This is a genomic window from Secundilactobacillus similis DSM 23365 = JCM 2765 (assembly GCF_001311075.1).
Lineage (GTDB): Bacteria > Bacillota > Bacilli > Lactobacillales > Lactobacillaceae > Secundilactobacillus > Secundilactobacillus similis.
Map to the genome: position 1 here is coordinate 13,348 of NZ_BBAD01000012.1, position 18,964 is coordinate 32,311.

Sequence of the window (18,964 nt, forward strand, 5' to 3'; positions counted from 1 at the left end):
CCCGCCGACCGATGTCTACAATAACGGGGACTGCCTTACCGTTAACAATATTATAGCTCATACCCTCAGATTCACAGGTAAACACTTGCCCATCATCGGGGAAACCGATAATTTTCTTTATATCGTTTTGATCCCAGACATAGTCGCAGTCACAGCTCCAGTGTTGTCGATGACTGTTGTCCTAAACCGTTGATTATAAGTTCCACGACCGATGTAAATGGAATCTCCAACCATCTGAAATCCTTGTATTTTGTTATTACCGCGCACTATACCATCTTTAACTGGAATATAATTGACCAGTTTGGGTACGCCACTGATTACACTCGTCAAATCAAACACGTTAAATCCAGTTATATAACCATTTACACCTGGCATATCCTTACTATTAATTGTAACAAAATATTTACCGGTATCATCAATGCAGTATATTGTTTGACCAACCATTCTGAAGGGTGTTCCTTTTGTATCAGTGTCAAAATTGTAAATAAACCAGTTGCCCAATAAATCATAAGGCAGGACAAACATGACATCACCAGTCACCGCATCGTGATAAAGTGAATTTCCCTCAAACCAAACCACCGCGTCTAAATTTAGCGCTCGCTCTTGTATAATTGCCTTTGTATCAGGATTATACTTTACGATTCTTTGTGATCCTGCGTCATCAGTCTGCTCAGCAGCATAGATTATACCAGTCTTAATGTCACACTGCATCGATTGTGCGACAGCTCCACCAACAGGCCAGCGCCCAGCAACCTCAAATAGCAAGCTTGCTTTATTAAAATCATTAGCTGGATTAATCATAAGAGCATTTTGCTGTAATTCGGTGGTTGCAGTTTGCAAACTCTGGAATGCAGGTGCACTAATTAACCCAGTGTTATCAACAGTCCCTGTATCACCTTTGTCACCTTTGTCCCCCTTCGGTCCTTGCAATGTGGCGACTTTGTTAGTTAAGTCAGTCTTAAGCTGGTCAAATTCCTGTTGGAAAGTATCAAGACTCATAACCGGGATAACGTCCCCAGAATCGCTCATAACATTTTCAGTAATGGTGAAGCCTTGTGGGTCATCACTTGGGAAGATGGCGTTGTACGTAGTGGTAGCAGTTGATGAGGTAGTAGTATTAGTGGTTGAACCGTCATCAGTTAATCCTTCTTGGCTACCAGGTGTTACTAGGCTGGACAAAGTCACCCAAACTTCAATCGTGTAATCATCGGGTACTAAGGCATTCATGACCTCAGTATCCACTGGCATGGTAATCAATCCGGCTAATGGTTGCTTAATTGTAGCCATATCAATCGACTTATCGAATACATATCCGGTGTCATTAGCAACCTTTACATCAATGGCTGTAGCATTAGTTAAGTCGAATGCTGAACCGTCTTGGGTAATCGCCAAGTTAAAACTGGCTGTGGTATCGAGGTATTTAACCTCGTTATTGCCATCGGTAAAGTACAGTTCCTTACTCACTTGCACCACCTCCTAGGGCATTCGTGGCTTCAGTTTTCAACCGGGTTAGTACCAGTTGCTTGAATCCGGCCCACATATCTGCCTTGGTTGACCCAGAGAAGGCTGTAGAGGCTTCCTCAGCCGTTGCATCGAAGTTACCGTAGGTTGATGATTGGTACCGCTAAAAACGACCGTGTAGACAACGTGAGTGGTATTATCGCTGTTCTGTTTAACATCTAAGCTTGTAATCATTGAACGTTCTTCCTTTCTAATTGTGCGATTCGGTAGCTGAGTTCATCAATTCTTTGGTTGGACTTCTTTAAGGCCGCCAATAAAATGGAAATGGTATTGGACTCGTTCAAGAAGTAATCACCATTATCATCAGTGCTAACCATATCGTTGGCAATACTTGCAGTTTTATCCCCAATCGCATTAACATCATCAATGATCGGACCAATATGCTGGGAGTTAGCGGAATTATCAGCATCCTTGTACTTCCACTTTTTAATATCGGTATTCATGATAGCGGCGAGTGCTTCATCTGGATCGTAGTCAGTTATATCTCGCTTGGCTGATAATGCAGACTTTAAAGCCGTACCATGAGCATAAAAAGTGCCCCCATGAATATCAATTGTGCTACCTGCTTGATTGTGGAAATATATATCAGTCCCGATAGTAGGAGATATTGCGGGATTACCACCATTAGTAGCGCCACATTTAATCTTTTCGGCAAGATACGTCCAAGCATTTTCACTACCGATATGAGTATTATTGCCACCATATGCTGAAAAGGTCTGTCCTTCAATGTATGAAACACCAACGTTAATTGAATCAATGTCCAAGCTACCGCGAATTTTAGTGTAACCATTGCTATTTCCAGATACGAATTTAAGATAGTTACCATTACTAATGGCGCTGAACCCGCCCTGGTCTAATGTAATTGTTCCATTACTACTATTTTCTATAATTGACGTTCCTGTTATTGCTCCACCATTAATTTGAGCACCATTGATAATGGCTGACTCAATTGTTCCGGCAGTAACATGCCCTAAATCAGCTGTTAAGGCCGACAACTGCTTAACACTTAGTGCCTGCTGGTCCCACTTTTTAACCTGCCATTGGCCGTCAGTATAGATATACATAGCTGAGGCAACATCATTGTTAATAACCGTCCACATATCACCTTCGTTATGTTCCTTGCCGTCATCGAATGGGGTACTGGTTGAAACTGTTGTTTTCCCGTCCATGGTGGCTACCGTATTCTTCATCTTATCGGCTAAGTCTGAAGCGCTATTTGAAGCAATTTGGGCAAGCTTGGTGGCTTCGTTAATGTCAACTGAACCCGTTGCAATAATCATCTTTCGACCACCTCCTGATAAGTCTCGCCGTCATCAATATTGAAAGCAGAATCGTCATCACTGGCGCTGTCTGAGTCATCAGTATCATCAGGGATTACCACTGGTTCTTCTACCTCGGTGTTTTCTCCCTCATCTTCAGCTGGGTAAGTGATTGCTAAGTCCTTGCTATCATCGCGGATACCAATTGGGATTGACCATAGGCCAGAGTGACTAATCATGACATTATGCGCAGCGTCTCTGTACTCGCTGACATTGAAGCCAATTATTAACTGGTCATGCGCTAAGTCCGGGTATATCCCTTCTGGTTCAAAGTGACCACCGTACTCAATCGGTACAGTCAGCTGAATATCCTGTGAAGGTTCAATCTGGTAATTAAAAATGACTGACTGGGTAATGAGATTGATACACATTACTAGTCGGTCATCCTTGTTGTTGACGTCCCCAGCGGTAAAGAAGGCGTATGGATAGACAATTGAATTGGCTTGTATCGTATTATACGTGCCATTATTGGTAACCCCACTTGGTACCGGATTCCAACCGAAGTCTTGCAACTTGAAGCGAATAGTTGGGAAATAATGACCAGCTTTCAAGTCGGAAATATTACATACTTCTACCGTGCCATCCATCTGACTACCAATCCATAATCCATTGGTAAGGTCAACGTTAGGCCTCACGTACGTTTCCATCTCACACCATTTTGTTACCGCACTGGAACCACTACTGATTACAGCATGTGGGGTGTATGGGAAGGTTGCTAACCATTTCTTTCCCCCACTTAAATCCTTAATCTGGGAGTATATGAGGTTGTTGGCTTCATCGTAACCAAAGGAAGAGCCATGTTGACCTCCTTGTACAATCATGGAATCAAGTAACTTGCCATTAGCGTCCCAATGTAGGTATTGGCAATCACTTAGATTGGACTGATTTTGCTTTCCCTTGTACGCATAGCTGGCAAGTACCTCACCATTACTCATTTTGTAAGAGAATTGCAATGCCCCAACGTGATTATTACCGAACTCATCAGGGTTACCGTCAGTGGTCTCCCACAACTTTTTGAAGGTGCCGTCAGCGTTAGTACCAGTGTCTATCCACATTTCAGACTCATCTTTAACGAATGCATCATCAATTGATACGACTAAGCTACCAACGAATGGGGGAACAATGGTGACTTCATATCCGTCTTTTGCATGCTGACTCTCCCAAGTTAGATTATGGGTACCATCTTGCTGGATGTACTCCCAATTGAAAGCCGCTGCTGAAAGAAAGCTGGTAACATTTTCACCTTCAATGAATAACCTTGCAATTACCCTTTTACTGGTATCAGTATTCGTCCATGATTGACCCAGCGGGGTAATTAGGCTGATACTTGCAGCATTTTGGTTCTTCTTGGCGTCTTCAAACAGCTTTTTTACGTGGTCATTCCACCGCTGTTCCACATTTTTAATGAAGTTTGGAGTAACGACTGTAACCGTTGAGAATTCCCCAATGACTACCTTATTTTGAGTTGGATCACTCTCACTAGTTGTCCGTTGAATAACTCTGGCTTGCAAGGTTAATACTGGGTCATAGTCAGGTCGATTACCTTAATGGTATCGCCTAATTGGGCATCAAAATCACTGGTTACATCTACGGAATAATTCACCCGTGGGTGGTTGTACAGTCTGAGTGTCTTCAATCCCAACGATAGTAAGGCATCGGGTTCACTGACCGTAGAACTGGTAATACTACCTTCCAGCCAAGTGTTGGCATCGTTGTTGTACAGGCTATTAGCCGTAGCATCAGTGACAAAGTTACGACCACCGTTACCTTTGGCTGTACTGATTGAGGCACCACCGGAACCATAGACGTACAACTTGGTAATCAAGGTAGTATCGACCGTTTCCCGCTTAATACTAAGCATGTTGTCACCATACGTGATACGTCTACCGGTATTCTGTCCCCGTTGGTCGGATAATTCCAGAATGGTATCTGTCACAATCCCAGAACTATCTAACTTAACGTATCCATCGGCTTCACAATCATAAGTAGTCAGGATCGTTTGAAGCAAAGTTTGAGAAGATGATTCCCCATCGATGGAAAAGTCTGAAAGCAGTCCAGAAGTTGCATTATCCACCAATGTTATTCCGGTACCAGCAATAATCCAGTTCATGGCCGCTGGTAAGGCACACTCTTTAATCTCTTTTTTGGTGGGAATTGTCTTCCCTAATCGCCAGATTAAGAGGTTAATGGCATCGGCTGAAACAAGGTTAGTCCCAGAAGTGGTATCCATCGTTTCGTCAACGGTGTAAATCCGGTACACTCTCCAGCGGTCATTCGCTTGGTCATAAGCCGCTAAGTGATTGCCTACTTTAAGATATTGAGCCGCTGGACTATCTGCTACCATGGTGAGACCAGTAAAGGTATCATTCCAACTCTTAGAATTAGCGTTGGGGTCAGAGGTATTAGCTAGACTGGATTCAGAAATGCTGTCATTTGAGCTATTATCATCGGCCAATTGTTGCTGAATGGTCTCACCCCAGAAGATATTTGTATCAGTTGACGTATCTAAGGTGGCGACTCGTTTAAGGTTTTTATCCAGAATGACGTACATACGTCTTAACTCCTTTCTATTTAATCGCTGGTTTATATTCCAAAGTTATATCTGCATTGGCTGGGTCCGGTGTGAAGTGCATCTCTTGGCTGACATCACCTTCAATTGGTGGGAAGGTAGATAGCCAGGAAACATACTTATCAACGTTTCGACCGGCAACCGTGACTGAATTATCAGCTGAATCTATGATGATTTCTTCACCTGCATGAGCGATAACATGAGGGATATCATCTGGGTCATCTGACCCGTCAGAAGTGTATATTTTGAGGTCAGTCAGCGTTTCAAAGTCCGACTTGTAAGCCACCTTGGGACTGACTAAGTCTTCCTTAATATCATGCTTCATGAAGGTGGCCGCCACATTAGCCAAGGCAAAGCCAAACTTTCCCGACTTATCTAATTTCTCAGTATGAATGTGTACTTTACCCTTAGTGTTAACCGAGTATGCTACCCCAGTCTTAGGATTGAACTCGTTAATCTCAGCCACCCAATTGTCGTACACCTTACCGCCAATGGTCTTCTTTTGGCGTTCCAATGAGAACTCACCGAAGAAGTTAGAATAAGCGTCTTTGTTCATGTACGTTGTTTCCATGACATACGTATGAATGGTTTTGGATTTAGTCCTAACCTTTGGCTTAGAAACCTTGGTAGACTTACGCTTACCACCGCGCTTCTTCTTGGTAACCTTTTTAGTTGCCTTTTTCCTTCTCTTTCTCTTTTTCTTCTTAGTGGCGGCCTTGAAGGATTCCCGCTTAAGGGTAGCTTGATACATTCTGGCCGATTTAGCTTTGGAAGTAGTCTTAACTTTAACGGTTTTGGTTAAATGGACCTTTACATCATGATGATTTTGCCCATTAACTTTACGGCCACCCTCGTTGTACAAAAGGGTTAGGTAATTGCCTTTATCCTTGGTGGCATTAAAAGAACTCCCCAGCTGAATGTAACCACGGGGGTACCGTCCTTCTGCATAATCGGTAATTCCCATTCGTCCACAAACATTTCCATTAGAATCCAGCAGATAACCTTCAACCTTGCCCATGGCCCGTTCATTTTTCATCCGCTTGATATGGTGAAACCGCATCGATACCTTCCAATAATTGCTAATCTTGGGAATACCTTGGTGGATAATAACAGGGCCGTAGAATAGATTCTTGTGCTTGCCGACTGTACCCCAGTTATAATGGCCTTTACTATCCTTGGCAACCATTAATGCTGAGGCTGTAGCCGTTGCTTTACCATCATTTTCTCCACGATATACCTTAATTTCTTGGGTATCGGCGCCAGCTTGAAACCACGTGCTCATTGAGTTACAAGGGTCGTGTACTTGCAATTCTTGGTGGGGTTCCAAACTAGTGACATTACCATCGGCATCCGTAACCGTTGAACCATCGTCAACATGGTAGCCAACTGCCACGTATTGATCCCCTAGCGTGTAGCCGAAGTAGTACAGGTCAGTCTTTGGAATGATGTGAATTACCGGTTGAACAGCGGTATTACCGGCTGGGCTGATAATCTGCTCATTACTGGTGATCTTAATATCACGCTGGGGTAGAAACCCCCGTGGGTCAGCCAGCATAAAGGTAAGCGTAGTGTACAATCCTGAACCCCTTCATTGATAAAGGTTGGGGTAGGAATGGCGGTAAAGTGACCGTAATAGACTACCTCTGGTTGGTCATTGAACCGTAATGGGTACTGAGTATCGGCGTCATCGTGGGTATTAATGAGGGCTTTAGATAGGTTATCCATCTTACGGTTGTACTCGTCACGGCTGCTAGCCATGATTGTAATTGGAATATCAATCTCTTTTTCTCCGTATGAATTCCCTAAAAAAACGCCCCCATATCTACCAGGGACGTCTTGGAAGGATTCAGTGATGGTGGGAGCAATCGGCTTCGAAACATGGTTAACTAGAATTTCTAAGTCTTTGAAACTGTTAAATCCATCAGAACCATCTTCAGCAAATGCATAATCAAATGTATCTACCATGGCTGTCCTACTGAATACCATTTACATATCCCCTTCCTAGATTTTTACTTAACTTTGTTTTTGTGCTCATGCGGTTGTATCCGTTATAAATAGCATTGTCAGATACAACAGCGGGAACTGGATTCTGTTGACCAACAAGCAAGCTTTGCATAAGTCCAATGACTTGATCTAACTTATCCATCAACTTGTCTGAGTTCTTGTTATCGTTACTGGATTGGACCTCTAAGTGATCTCGTTTAGCCATAATAGCCGCCGTTTTTCCTAGAAGCTCGTAGCCTCTTGAAGACTTTAGCTTAGACAGTGGAATGACCATCTCTGGCATGTTCCCCTCGGAAATATGGGCCAACTTTTCTTTTTGGCTTAAGCCACCATGAGCATATCCGCGTGATGCTACACGAGCAAAAGCACCACTACCGCGTCCATAAACCCGGGACATGTAACGGATCCCAGCTAATAGATCGTCATAACCGTTAAAGATGTCATGGTGTCCCTTAAATGCGTTTGCATTAAAGGTTGGCTGAATTGTCTGTACTAGTCCCATTGATGGATGACCGGCTTTAGCATTTGAATCCCAGCGATTAATCACTTTGGGATTACCATTTGATTCACGAGCAATGACCCGCATCCAAGCAGATACCTGAGATGGTGAAGCGCTAAAACCGTTTGCCTTTAAGGCTTTAATAACAAGCGGTTTCCATCGTTCGACACCAGCACCACCAGGATTTCCAGCACCAGCAATAACATCAGCTAATGGAGCAAGAAATTTCTTAACCCAAGACAGAACACCGGAACCTTTGAGTTGCTTCGTGACAAACTTGGTAAGCCCACTGGTGATCTTTTTTGCTGCCTTGTTACCATAACTACCGTGAAGTTTAGTGACATCCAACCAACCTTTAGTTGACGAACCACCATGATTCCATAGTCCTTCCGTTGTTGCCCCAATGTGTACGTGAGTACCATCAGGACCTAGCTTAGCGATAGCTTGCCCACGTTTGACGTGGTCGCCTACATGCACAAGTAGATCTGCACCATGCGGGTTCTTGCCATTTAATTCTTGGTAAATTAGACGCAAGCGCCCACCCTTAGTACCGATAACTTCACCGACACCCTTATTGCCTAACCAACGGCCCGGCCCGGCCTCTGTAACCACAGCATCTTCTAACGCATGAACAACTTTACCGCCAGAGAAATCGACACCATCATGAATAGACATACCGCCACTAGTAGCACCTCGGTATCCGAATCCGGATGTGATATGCCACCCAGCACCAGGCGTGTGCGCTACAGGACCACCACCGCCACTGGCACTGGAAGCGTTATTAATTACATTCCATGCAGCAGACCACCATTTCTGGCCTTGATTCTTGATCTTATGATTGGCAATGTGCGCATATCCCTTTGCAACACCACCTTTTAAACCGCTAAAATCTGGATTAAAGGTTGAATTGAAACTGTCAGTAGCATTACTGGTAAAACCCGTAATGGCTTTTAGTTTGTCTTTCAAGGAACCAAACGCATTTTTAAAGAAGCTACCAACCTTACCTACTGACTTAAACAGACCACTGAGGAATCCCGTACCGGACGCAAAGTGCATTAATCCCAGCTGACTCATCAGCTTAGTTTCAGACGCGTTAAGAACTTCTGCACCGGGTTCTAGCACCTTCATGGTGTTACTCCCGTGAATTAGTTCCACGCCCCCATCTGGGTGCAAAACAGCTTCCTGATTGCCAGTTTCCGGAGAGTCGTGGCCGTCATTAAGAACCGCCAACGTTGGCTTAGTAATTGCACGCCTTAGGTTGCCTAAAACACCGGTACCAGTTGCATAGTAAGAAGCCGTGATTGGCGACAAAGTGTTGGTACCGCCATATTGTTTGAACACTTGGTTCTGTCCCTTAACTGCACCCTTGTTTAGCCCACCAATTAGCTTTCCAACCCAGTTGCCAACGGTCTTCCAGATACCATGCCAAGTTGAATAATAATTGTCTTTCGTTTTTCTATTATTTTCTTTGGTATTTTGATATTGATTGGCCGACTGCTTAGTAACACCTTTATTTTGCTTATGCGCATAATCAACCGTTTTATTATACTGATCATCAGCTTTTTTAACGGTATCGTGGCGTTGCTTCTCCGCAGCTGCAATGGCATGGTCACGTTGAGCGTGTGCATGTTTCTCAATTGCCGCCCGTTGCTTCTTGGCGTAGCTAGAATTACCATTGTATTCATCTTTGGCAGCCTTAACGGTTTCGGCATACTTCTTATAAGCAGCCCGAACAGAAGTTTTATACTGCTTGTTGGCGTTAGCAGAAACGGTTTTGCGCTCCTTATTAGAATCAATCAAGGCCTGTTCTAGTTTGCTTTTTAGACAGCTTGCCTTTTTTCTTTGGTTAGCTTTTTAATGATTGACTCTTGCTTATTAGCAGAAAGCTTAATTTTTCCATCAAGTGTCGTATGAAGCCGTGCTTCCTTAGCAGTTACCGATGTGGCAAATTTAAGCTCCTGTTTTTGCAAAGCTTTCTTTTTCGCTGCTTCGTCTTTGGCAACTTCCTTAGAGCTTTTGCCATACTTTTTCTGGTCAGCCAGGATCTTACGATTCCACTTTTCGGTAAGTGATTGACGTGACTGTGCATAATACTTTGTAATGGCATTACGATCTTTTTCAGACATGGAAGATAAGCGAGTCATTTTGGACTCGTTTTTTTGAATGATAGCAAGACGCTTCTGATATTCGGATTTTGTAATGTCGCCATTCTTATACAGCAGCTTAAGATTCTTGGTATCTTGGTCAACTAATCCTTTATAATGGCTTTTTGCAGTCTTAGCTAGTTTGTCAAAAGCAGAACCATCAGATAGCTTAGGAACATGTATTTTTTGGAATGATAACCCTTTTTGAATAGCTTTACCTAACTTGCGACCGATGTCCTCACCGGCAAGCCCACCAATACCAGCACCAATGGCCGTACCAATTCCGGGAGCAATCATTGTCCCAATAGCTGCACCAGCTGCCGTGCCGCCAAGTGATCCGCCAGCTGCACCAACGTGTGACCCAGCAGTTTTCTTAGTAGTGCCAATTAGATCGGTTGCGGCATTTAAAACGTCAAATAGGCCAACTGATCCAGCAAGCACTTTACCAGCTTTAGTAACGTTCCCGAGCTCACCGAATCCATGTAGTTTAGAAGTTAAGCGACTAAGCCCCTTAGTCTTGGAACCATATTTTTCAACACGAGTAAGCTCTTTTGCTTCCTTGCCAACGCTTCCGCCTGCTGATTCTGTCACGTCTTCAATAGCGTTCTCAGCTTTGGACACTTTGCCAGTGCCAGTGCTTCCACCAACGCTTGTATCAGCATTTTCTTGGCGGGCTCGGCTATTACGATTTAGCGCGGCTGTCTCTTCATCAATAGCAGCTTTTTCCTTTTTTAAGCCAAAAATTTCGGCAGCTTTCCCAAAAATATCTTTGAAGCCTTGAACTGCACGTAAACCTTTGTTGAAGGCTTTAAGTCCCTTACTAGCAACAAACCAAGTTGCAGCAAATTTAGCGAACGTGTCGGCGTTACCACCAATGAGTTTGATAAATGGCTTCAATAGAAAATTGGCAATTTTTAACGAATCAATCAGTGTCTTAAAACCAATTCCGCCTAAGCTCTTGAGAGTTACTAATAAGTCCTTGATTTCAGGTGCATTTCTAGCAATTGACTTCGAGGCATCAGTAACTCCTTTAGCTAACCCATTCATTGCCCTGTTCATGGCTTGAGGTGCTGACTTGATTCCAAATGCTTTAGCAAACGCTTTAGTAATGACATTAATACCAGAATTAGCGGCTTTGCCGACCTTAGTGAATTCCTTTTCCGTTCGTGGATCTGAAACCCATTTAGACACGCCTTCATAGATAGGATTCTTAGCATTGATGATTGGTTTCTCCATATCACCTAAAAGTGCAGGAATCCGTGCCTTAATTGTTCGCTGCATACCATACATGGTTTTCATCATATTGTCTGCAGCAGCCTTATATTTAACCAATCCTAAGTGTTCGAAAGTCTTTTCAAATTCATTACTATCAATCAAACCAGCCTTAGTCATTCCCGGCAGATCATCAACACTAACTTTCTTCATTAGCTCTATGGTCTTTTTCTTCGTTTTAGGATCAGTAACGGGCATACCGTACTGAGACTGGCCTGTCTTTATTTCATGTGTCAATTGTTTGGCTAAAGCTTCCCGAAACATTGGGAAGTATTGGCTTGTTTGATTCAACAGTCCTTGTTGTACATAGCCTTTAGATAAACCATTAACCATGTCTTGCCGAACTGCTAATGATTGTTGCTTATTAATGCCTACAGCGTCAGCCATATTCAGCGATGCTAAGGTCATTTTGTCGGATTCCTTTTTATTGGAATGCAAGTGGTAGTACCCTTGTTCCAACTCATCAACTAAGTCAATGTCTTGCCCAGTCTTGACAGAATCTTTATTGATCGTGCTGATCATGGATTTTGATTTAGCAATTGATCCTGTCAAAGTTTGCCAAGTGGCTCCCATCTTCTGCTGTTCCTTGTCAAATTCAGCACCAGCCTTAATAGCGCCAACAATAGTGCTCGTAACAGATTGCCAAGCATTAATTAAACCATTGCTCAACAAATTAGCAGCAAAAACTTTTCCAAATAAATGGTTGGCCTTTTCCGTCTTCCTTGTAGCCCGATCAGTAGCCGCAATCATACGATTAATTCCTGTCGGATGCAGTCTATTATCCTCTTTGCGAACGTCTGCTAGCTCCGTCTTAGTGTGAGCCAGCTTAGTGCCTAGTTCATTGACCCGAATGGACTGCTTGCGGTACTCATCAGAGCTTTTTCCGCTAGCTTCCGCCACCTGATTAAGCCGTTGCTTTTCGATAGCCAGCTGTTTGTTCATGCCAGAATAAGATTCTTGTAGTCCCTTATGCTTAGCGGTAACTGCGTCAGCCGTACGCCCTTCGGCCTGTAGTCGTTCTACAAATGCTTTGCTGGCTTGCGTTGCCAATTGGGTACTACGCTGAACGTCAAGAACACCAGATTTAAAAAGTTCAGCAGATTTCTTAGCGCGTTCCTGTTGCGCCGACAAATTGCTAATCTCAGTTTTTGCTCGCTTAATCTGATTCTCATAGCGCACATAGGCCGAACGCCCCTTTTCGGTGTCCATATCTAGGCCCTTTTGCTGTTCACGTAGTTTCTTAATGACGGCTTCTTGACCGGAGATAGCCCGCTTGGCGTCATCTACTTTGCCAGCGTAGCTTTCATGACGTCACCGCCAGACTTAATCTCCGTGAAGTTTGACTTCATGGCCGTCTTTAGCAGCTTGGCTTCGTTACGTATCTCCTTTAGGGAGCGTGTCATACCGCCGTCATCAAGATCGATGCCAAACTTATATCCCTGAATTTCTTCCACCGTTACTCCTCCTTTCCTACATGTTTCCTGGGGTGATTCCTAACCTCTTAAGCATTTCCATTGGGTCTTCTGGCCGTTCGTCAGGATCGCGGGCTTGAAGAATTTCTTGCATCCGATGGAAATTAGCATCGTCGAACTCATCAGGGGACATTCCCTTATTGATCATCAGTTGCTGCGCATAGTAATCAAAGTCTTCAATTTGATTTTCTAACTCTCGGATGCGTTTTCGCCGTCTGATTTTGGGTCCGGTTCGTCCTCCTTGTCTGTATCTTCTGCATTCGGGTTAATGTCAGACAAAGCATATTGCAAACGACCTGAGAGCTCGCCAATTTCATCATTGGTTAAATCTTCTAATCGATCTTGTTGCTTTTTGTTAAGGCCTAAAGTGGTTGTCAAAAATTCTTCCGTCTTATCTAATATTTCGATTGCTTGATCATGTTCTTTTTGTAGATCATCAAATGTTTGCGGTTCCTTGTCTTCATTTGAAAATGCTTTGGCTTGAATCAGTTGTAAGTTCCAAATCTTGCGCATATTACGATTGCTAGGCTTGATTTTTTTCGTTTCGTTTAGTCCGATTTCAGGAGCTGAAAATTCAATGTATTCAATCATAAATATTTCCTTTCATAATAAAAAAGCCGCCCCATTCGGTATTGTTAGCTTTCTTAGGCGACTACTATTTAGTTACTTAGTATTAACAGTTACATGGCTTAAATCCGTGTTAACAGAATTAACCGTTGGTTGAACTACTCGCCGGTGTTACACCAAAAATTTCTTTATCAATAACACTTTGATCAAATCCAGTCTCACCATCGTAGTAAATTTTACCAACATGATTGTCGTCATTAGCAAATGGCGTGAAAGTGAGTGCATCGTTGACTCGTGTTTCGTTTTCGTTGTTAGTCCCTAGTGATAAATCACCAGCAGTGACGTATCCGTCGTAGAATCCGAAGTGAATACCACCACCAGCAACTGTTTCTGAAACGATTTCTACCGCTACATCAACTGGGTGGCCTTCGAGATCGTAACCACCTTTACCGTCAGCTTCCCGTCCCAAAATAGCCGCAAGCACATCATGAGCTAAGAAGTTAATTGTCAATGCAACACTTGGTTGAGCCTTGCCGACTGAAATATCGGCAACAGAGTTGTTCCCCCAAATGCGGGTAACAGAAGGTGCCAACCCGGATAGGGCCGCACTAGCAACACCACCATCTTTAGATGTCGTAACCTTGTAAATGCCATTAGCATCAGCACCTGGAATCCCAGAAGTTAACGCTTTGCCAGTCATAGCATCTAATAATGCAAAGCGAGCATAGGAAACACCTACATACCCGCCGTCTTTTGCTTTTGCCATGTTAAATATCTCTCCTTTATTTTTTGTGATTGAATTTTAAAGTTGCCATCAATTGACCATCATCTGGGGTCAAAATATGACCATTATCGCCAAAGCAGTAATAATGATCTGAACGCATTACTTGTTTTAGCTGATTTTCTAATTCGTCCATATCACCGGAATAATCTTTTGGATAGTAAATCTGCACCTGAGCTTGCTGCTGTAGATAAGTAGCCTCATTATCACCATATCCAGATTCATTGTTTGAAATTTCTGTAATTAAAAAGACGGGCTTATCGTCCATCCAATCATTGGCTTTAATTCCGAATGTATGAATCTGGTCACTACTAACGTTTGGTAGCTTTTCAATAGAATTAACAATTACCTGACGAATCTCACTGGCTAACGTCACTGGCTATGCACCTTCTTATCCATTGTTGCTTTTAACGAAGCAGCTACAGCCTTGCCAACTTCTCCTTTAGCTTCACGTTGCGTTGCTTCCCAAAAATGCTTTCCAGCTACCGGATCATAATTTGATTGCTTAGCACGGCCGCCTGGTGGCTTCGGAATCCAACCATCATTGATGATTCTAGCCACGTAACCCTTCATGCTTTTCTTAGTAAAACCAACATCGACCGACCCATTCGCATGTTCCACATTAATCAGGGAATCGCGCAGATGGGCTGTTTCTCCCTTACGCAAATTAAATCGATAAGGAACTTTGGGCTTCATAATTTGGGCGAATTTTTTTGCCCCAGCTTTGTTGGCTTGAAACCGTTCTTCACGCCCAAACCCATCTGCAAGATCGTCTAGCAAGTGGTCAAAAGATGTTTCATTGCTAATGTGACTAGCCATGCTTAGTCACCACCCGATGGCACGTGATCAAATCAAACCCATCTGGCGGCAAACCGTCATCCGCCGAAATGCTGTCAATCTTATACAGATCAGAGCCACGTTGTATTTGTAGCGTCTCGTTAACGGCCGGATTATGGCGAATAAAAAAGACCACTGCATTAGTGATCCCAGCTCCGGCTATGGTTAATTGCTGTTGCACATTCAGTGCCCATTGGCCCGCCCAGCAGCTAAAATCTGTTGAAAATTGTTGAATTGACGTGCCAGTATTTGGGTTAACCTCGCCAGTATCGGAATCATGACCAAAAGCAATACGGAAAGTCATTCGTGAAGGATTAATTTTCTTGACCATAGTCATTCACCTCACTTAGTGCTAGGAGATAACTAGCCTTCAATGACATAATCAAATCATCAAAAGCTAACGGTACCGTATACTTTTCTGAATCACTAATAGCTGAACGATTATTATAATAATTTGAAGCTAATAATATGGTAGCCAGGCTAAATTCTTCGTGATTATCGTCATAAAAAGTAGCAATTTTGTTGCCAATTCGACCGATGATGTTTTTTCTAGCTGATACAACTAAATTAGCCAACAATTTATCATCTGAATCACTGTCGATCCTTAGTGAGTTTTTGAGTAATGCTAAGTCGTCTTCGCTAACAACCGTAATATTCATACTGTCTTCTCCTATTCACTTGGAACCAATGCAAGCAAATCTGCTTTGGCAGTCACACCGCTATGACTGATATTGTGTGCATCAAGCCAAGCTGTAATGTCTGCAACTGTGTTTGTATCAGTCGGCTTGACATTTCCTTTAGGATCGAATGAATTAGCTGTTGTTCCGCCCCCGGTGTTGCCAGTTGGTGTAGTCCCAGAACCGGAACTATCATCTCCAGTGTCCGGGGCAGTTATTTTGACACTACAGTTGCCAAGCGAAAGGCAGAAGCCAGCAAAACTTGGTGGTCAAACCATGCAGTTAAACCGAAGTAGTTGATACCCTTGTCATAGTCCTTCCATTGCTCGTAAAGAGTTGAATCAATTTCATAATTTAGTTGCGCGTAGCTAAAGTTACCAACAACTGGTGTCACAGCTTTTTCGCTAAAACGAACTGGATAACCAATAATTTCTTCTGGTGCCTTCCCAAACAAAGTTGCAGAACTGTTAGAAAGCTCCTTGATCATCGTTAAGTAATCAGGTCGCCGCATGTAAACCTTGATGTTGCTTTGAAAGGCGTCGTTAATATCCCCTGCAGCTTGCGTAATTGCGTCAAATAATGAGCTGCCCGTAACCTTCTTAATGTTGGTTTCAGTCGAGTAAAAGCTCATATGTTCTTCACCAGCTGCAGGCGTGGTCGCAAACGCAACCTTCTTCTCTTTGAGTGCCAAAGCGGCTTGTAAAGCACCTTGGATGTACTGAACTAAGGCAGTATCTGTACCATTCAAAATAGTTTCAGAAACGGCCGCCTTAAGCTTAGTCTTGAAACGCCCAAACGATACTTGATCACCCTTAGTATTAATTTCTTTAGATACCTGTTGGTCACCAACAAAGCCATCATCATCAATCGAATATGCAACACGAGGCAAGATCAAGTTAGTAATGGCAGAAATTGTTTCATCCTGACGGAGTGGGTTATCATCAAACGGTTCTGCAATAATTTGGTTCGATACATTAATTGGCAGAATGTTTTGACCACCAGTTGTCGTATTGTCATCGCCTAATGCCTGCAAGACATCTGGAGATACCGATTGATTAGCCATAGTTGATCGAATTAAGGATGCCATAGCACTTGTTTGACGCACCTTCGGATCATCCGGTTTGGCATTATTCTGCTTTTGCTGCATTTTTTTCTTTGACGCTTTTTCTTCGCTATCGATTTGATTTTTCAAGAGATCAAATCGCGAGCTTAAACTATCAGCCTTTTGGCTAAGCTGATTTAAAACTTCGTCTTCAATCGCTGGATTACCTGCTTTTTCTGCGATTTCGTTATTAACATTCTTAAGTTCAGCGCCGATTTCGGCGAGGCTTTGCTTCTTTTGGTATAAAGTAACAGTCATGTCTAAAATCCTCCTAATGTTTGTGCAATAAAGTTATTTTTTTCTTTTGACTTTTCTAGCAGCTCACGCCGAAAAACAGAATCAACTGTTTTTTCGGTGTTTAGTTGTTTCGGAACATGATGATATTTTTCCATTAAATCAGACTTAATAGCAGCAGCAACTTGATTTGCCTCTAACACCTCATCAGCAAGCCCATAGCCCACCGATTCATCAGCTGTTAGCCATGTCTCATCATCCATGAGTTGCTTCAACGTTGCTTCATCTAATTTATCCCCAGCTTTTTCTAAGTAGGTTTGCACACTAGACTTGGTAATTTGGTCCAAATCGTCGGCCTGCTTACGTAATTCAGTTGCATTCCCTACCGCCATGGTCCATGGATTATGGATCATCATCATAGAATTCTTGGGCATAAAAATAGTGTCACCGCTCATAGCGATAACACTTGCAATTGATGCTGCCAGTCCATCAACGTAAACGTTAACTTTGGCGTTGTTCTGTTTTAACATATTTGTAATTGCAATACCCTCAAAAACCGATCCGCCTGGGCTATTGATGTGTAAATTAATAGTTTTTACATTTCCCGCTTGTTTCAATGCATCACGAAACCCTGCTGCTGATGTATCTGAATCATAAAATTCATCACTAACGATTTCGCCATCAATATACATGTCAGCCGTTTGGGGCGCTAACTGCTTAATCGTCAGATACTTTGGTAGTGTCATTACTTTTCACCCCCTTTCGTTGAGTTGGATCCATATTAATTGGGTAAAGGTCACCAGAAATGAACAGTGTATCTGCCATAGGGTCGCTATCTGGTGGCATATCTTCCAAAGCTCTAACATCATTTGGCGTGACAATTCCATTGCGAATCATCATCTGATAGAAGGCTGTGCGGGCAGTAATATTCCCACGCAATAATCCATTTAAGTTAAATTTAAAATAATATCCTTGTTGACGTTGATAATCTGTAAGCAGTTTTCGATTAAATTCAGACTCATACTGCTTCACGATTGGTAATAACGTCATCTGGGTAAATTGTGTCATTAGTTCTTCGTTAGATGAAACACCCTCACTGAAGCTTTCATTAAGAAAGCTTAGTGGCACATTATACACATTGGCAATTCGTGAACGAGTAATTTTTTCAGTATTAACCATATCGCTAGACTGGAAATCTCGGCTGAGTTGGTTAATGGAAAAACCTTTTTCTTGGAAAAGTGCTCCACCATTATCTTGTGCAAAATGGCGAAAATCATCCAGAACAGCTTTACGTTTTTCTGGATCAATTGTTCGATCATATTGAACAACGAAACTGTCAGTTTTGTTCATTTCACTAAGATTAAAGGCTTGGACAGCTTCATCAAATTCTAATGCTGACTTGAGCACTTTAATAGGGCTAATACCCTTGACACCTTCAATCGTTTCTAAGCTTTTGACATGGATTACCTCACTATTAAAAACAGTTGCATCTTTATTTCTTCCTGTAATTCTATACCATAAAGACTGATCATCTAAATTAATCATCGGTGTCACATAGTCCGCAGAAATAGGAATCAATTCGATTGGTTGTAAGTACTGATCCCTAACAATCAGCGCATAACCATTTCCTTTGGTGTCACGAGATGTCTCTAACTGGCTAAAAAAGTCAAATGCGTGCAAGCTATTATTAGGTGCTACCTTTAGAAGATTGGCAACATCCATATTGGCAACGTCGTAATTATGATAAAGATTAATCGGTAACGAACTTACGGTATTAGACAAACGCAAAATGACAGAATAAACCGCTTCGCTGGTTGTTAATGCATGATTACTTTCACCAAAAAAATCATGTCCTTGCCAATTTGAAAAATCAAAATTTTGCCCTGTATATCCTGCTTTCTGCTGAGACGATTGAAACATTGACCGAATTCGACTAAAAAACCCCATTTTCTACCCTCCTCTCAAG

Annotated in this window: 17 protein-coding genes; all 17 read right to left on the reverse strand. The window is 42.6% G+C overall.

Annotated features, from left to right (window positions below; genetic code table 11):
- Positions 1 to 117: 117 nt before the first annotated feature.
- Positions 118 to 1,464 (reverse strand): hypothetical protein, encoded by a 1,347-nt coding sequence (locus tag JCM2765_RS04230; protein ID WP_054734114.1) that lies wholly within the window; start codon positions 1,462 to 1,464, stop codon positions 118 to 120.
- 227 nt (positions 1,465 to 1,691) lie between these two features.
- Positions 1,692 to 2,801 carry a tail fiber domain-containing protein gene (locus JCM2765_RS04235; RefSeq protein ID WP_156301668.1) on the reverse strand — a complete coding sequence of 370 codons (1,110 nt, stop codon included), beginning with the start codon at positions 2,799 to 2,801 and terminating at the stop codon, positions 1,692 to 1,694.
- The gene (locus JCM2765_RS17870; RefSeq protein ID WP_225351961.1) at positions 2,798 to 4,351 is read right to left on the reverse strand and encodes a phage baseplate protein; all 1,554 of its coding nucleotides are present in this window, start codon (positions 4,349 to 4,351) and stop codon (positions 2,798 to 2,800) included. The genes JCM2765_RS04235 and JCM2765_RS17870 overlap by 4 nt, the downstream gene beginning before the upstream one ends.
- A gap of 2 nt (positions 4,352 to 4,353) precedes the next feature.
- Entirely contained in the window at positions 4,354 to 5,391 is a 1,038-nt protein-coding gene (locus JCM2765_RS17875; protein ID WP_225351962.1) for a phage tail spike protein, read from the reverse strand.
- 1,470 nt (positions 5,392 to 6,861) lie between these two features.
- A complete protein-coding gene (locus JCM2765_RS17880; RefSeq protein ID WP_225351963.1) occupies positions 6,862 to 7,374 on the reverse strand; it encodes a distal tail protein Dit in 513 nt (170 codons plus the stop codon).
- Between the two features lie 7 nt (positions 7,375 to 7,381).
- Positions 7,382 to 9,712 carry a transglycosylase SLT domain-containing protein gene (locus JCM2765_RS17420; RefSeq protein WP_054734117.1) on the reverse strand — a complete coding sequence of 777 codons (2,331 nt, stop codon included), beginning with the start codon at positions 9,710 to 9,712 and terminating at the stop codon, positions 7,382 to 7,384.
- A gap of 20 nt (positions 9,713 to 9,732) precedes the next feature.
- Positions 9,733 to 12,537, reverse strand: coding sequence for a tape measure protein (locus tag JCM2765_RS04260; RefSeq protein ID WP_054734120.1), 2,805 nt, complete (start codon positions 12,535 to 12,537; stop codon positions 9,733 to 9,735).
- Between the two features lie 74 nt (positions 12,538 to 12,611).
- A complete protein-coding gene (locus JCM2765_RS17020) occupies positions 12,612 to 12,782 on the reverse strand; it encodes a hypothetical protein (RefSeq protein ID WP_156301669.1) in 171 nt (56 codons plus the stop codon).
- Between the two features lie 207 nt (positions 12,783 to 12,989).
- Complete coding sequence (locus tag JCM2765_RS04265) at positions 12,990 to 13,391, reverse strand: phage tail tube assembly chaperone (protein ID WP_054734122.1); 402 nt, start codon at positions 13,389 to 13,391, stop codon at positions 12,990 to 12,992.
- Between the two features lie 118 nt (positions 13,392 to 13,509).
- Positions 13,510 to 14,133: a phage tail protein gene (locus tag JCM2765_RS04270; protein ID WP_054734126.1), complete on the reverse strand. Its 624-nt coding sequence runs from the start codon at positions 14,131 to 14,133 to the stop codon at positions 13,510 to 13,512.
- A 16-nt stretch (positions 14,134 to 14,149) separates the two neighbouring features.
- The gene (locus JCM2765_RS04275) at positions 14,150 to 14,524 is read right to left on the reverse strand and encodes a DUF806 family protein (RefSeq protein ID WP_054734129.1); all 375 of its coding nucleotides are present in this window, start codon (positions 14,522 to 14,524) and stop codon (positions 14,150 to 14,152) included.
- Positions 14,521 to 14,967 (reverse strand): hypothetical protein, encoded by a 447-nt coding sequence (locus JCM2765_RS04280; RefSeq protein ID WP_054734132.1) that lies wholly within the window; start codon positions 14,965 to 14,967, stop codon positions 14,521 to 14,523. Before JCM2765_RS04280 ends, JCM2765_RS04275 begins: the two co-directional genes overlap by 4 nt.
- Positions 14,960 to 15,316, reverse strand: a complete 357-nt coding sequence (locus JCM2765_RS04285; protein WP_054734135.1) for a phage head closure protein — start codon at positions 15,314 to 15,316, stop codon at positions 14,960 to 14,962. The genes JCM2765_RS04280 and JCM2765_RS04285 overlap by 8 nt, the downstream gene beginning before the upstream one ends.
- On the reverse strand, positions 15,300 to 15,644 hold the full coding sequence (locus JCM2765_RS04290; protein ID WP_054734138.1) for a head-tail connector protein: 345 nt from the start codon (positions 15,642 to 15,644) through the stop codon (positions 15,300 to 15,302). The genes JCM2765_RS04285 and JCM2765_RS04290 overlap by 17 nt, the downstream gene beginning before the upstream one ends.
- 232 nt (positions 15,645 to 15,876) lie before the next feature.
- Positions 15,877 to 17,022, reverse strand: coding sequence for a phage major capsid protein (locus JCM2765_RS04295; protein WP_054734141.1), 1,146 nt, complete (start codon positions 17,020 to 17,022; stop codon positions 15,877 to 15,879).
- Between the two features lie 2 nt (positions 17,023 to 17,024).
- Entirely contained in the window at positions 17,025 to 17,744 is a 720-nt protein-coding gene (locus tag JCM2765_RS04300; protein WP_054734144.1) for a head maturation protease, ClpP-related, read from the reverse strand.
- On the reverse strand, positions 17,716 to 18,945 hold the full coding sequence (locus JCM2765_RS04305) for a phage portal protein (RefSeq protein WP_054734149.1): 1,230 nt from the start codon (positions 18,943 to 18,945) through the stop codon (positions 17,716 to 17,718). The genes JCM2765_RS04300 and JCM2765_RS04305 overlap by 29 nt, the downstream gene beginning before the upstream one ends.
- Positions 18,946 to 18,964: the final 19 nt, after the last annotated feature.

What these genes read in the sequence shown, in the direction of transcription:
- JCM2765_RS04235 (WP_156301668.1), bottom strand. Translation starts at nt 2,801, where the DNA reads ATGATTATTGCAACGGGTTCAGTTGACATTAACGAAGCCACCAAGCTT.
- JCM2765_RS17875 (WP_225351962.1), bottom strand. Translation starts at nt 5,391, where the DNA reads ATGTACGTCATTCTGGATAAAAACCTTAAACGAGTCGCCACCTTAGAT.
- JCM2765_RS17880 (WP_225351963.1), bottom strand. Translation starts at nt 7,374, where the DNA reads ATGGTAGATACATTTGATTATGCATTTGCTGAAGATGGTTCTGATGGA.
- JCM2765_RS04260 (WP_054734120.1), bottom strand. Translation starts at nt 12,537, where the DNA reads ATGGACACCGAAAAGGGGCGTTCGGCCTATGTGCGCTATGAGAATCAG.
- JCM2765_RS04265 (WP_054734122.1), bottom strand. Translation starts at nt 13,391, where the DNA reads ATGATTGAATACATTGAATTTTCAGCTCCTGAAATCGGACTAAACGAA.
- JCM2765_RS04270 (WP_054734126.1), bottom strand. Translation starts at nt 14,133, where the DNA reads ATGGCAAAAGCAAAAGACGGCGGGTATGTAGGTGTTTCCTATGCTCGC.
- JCM2765_RS04280 (WP_054734132.1), bottom strand. Translation starts at nt 14,967, where the DNA reads ATGGCTAGTCACATTAGCAATGAAACATCTTTTGACCACTTGCTAGAC.
- JCM2765_RS04285 (WP_054734135.1), bottom strand. Translation starts at nt 15,316, where the DNA reads ATGGTCAAGAAAATTAATCCTTCACGAATGACTTTCCGTATTGCTTTT.
- JCM2765_RS04290 (WP_054734138.1), bottom strand. Translation starts at nt 15,644, where the DNA reads ATGAATATTACGGTTGTTAGCGAAGACGACTTAGCATTACTCAAAAAC.
- JCM2765_RS04295 (WP_054734141.1), bottom strand. Translation starts at nt 17,022, where the DNA reads ATGACTGTTACTTTATACCAAAAGAAGCAAAGCCTCGCCGAAATCGGC.
- JCM2765_RS04300 (WP_054734144.1), bottom strand. Translation starts at nt 17,744, where the DNA reads ATGACACTACCAAAGTATCTGACGATTAAGCAGTTAGCGCCCCAAACG.
- JCM2765_RS04305 (WP_054734149.1), bottom strand. Translation starts at nt 18,945, where the DNA reads ATGGGGTTTTTTAGTCGAATTCGGTCAATGTTTCAATCGTCTCAGCAG.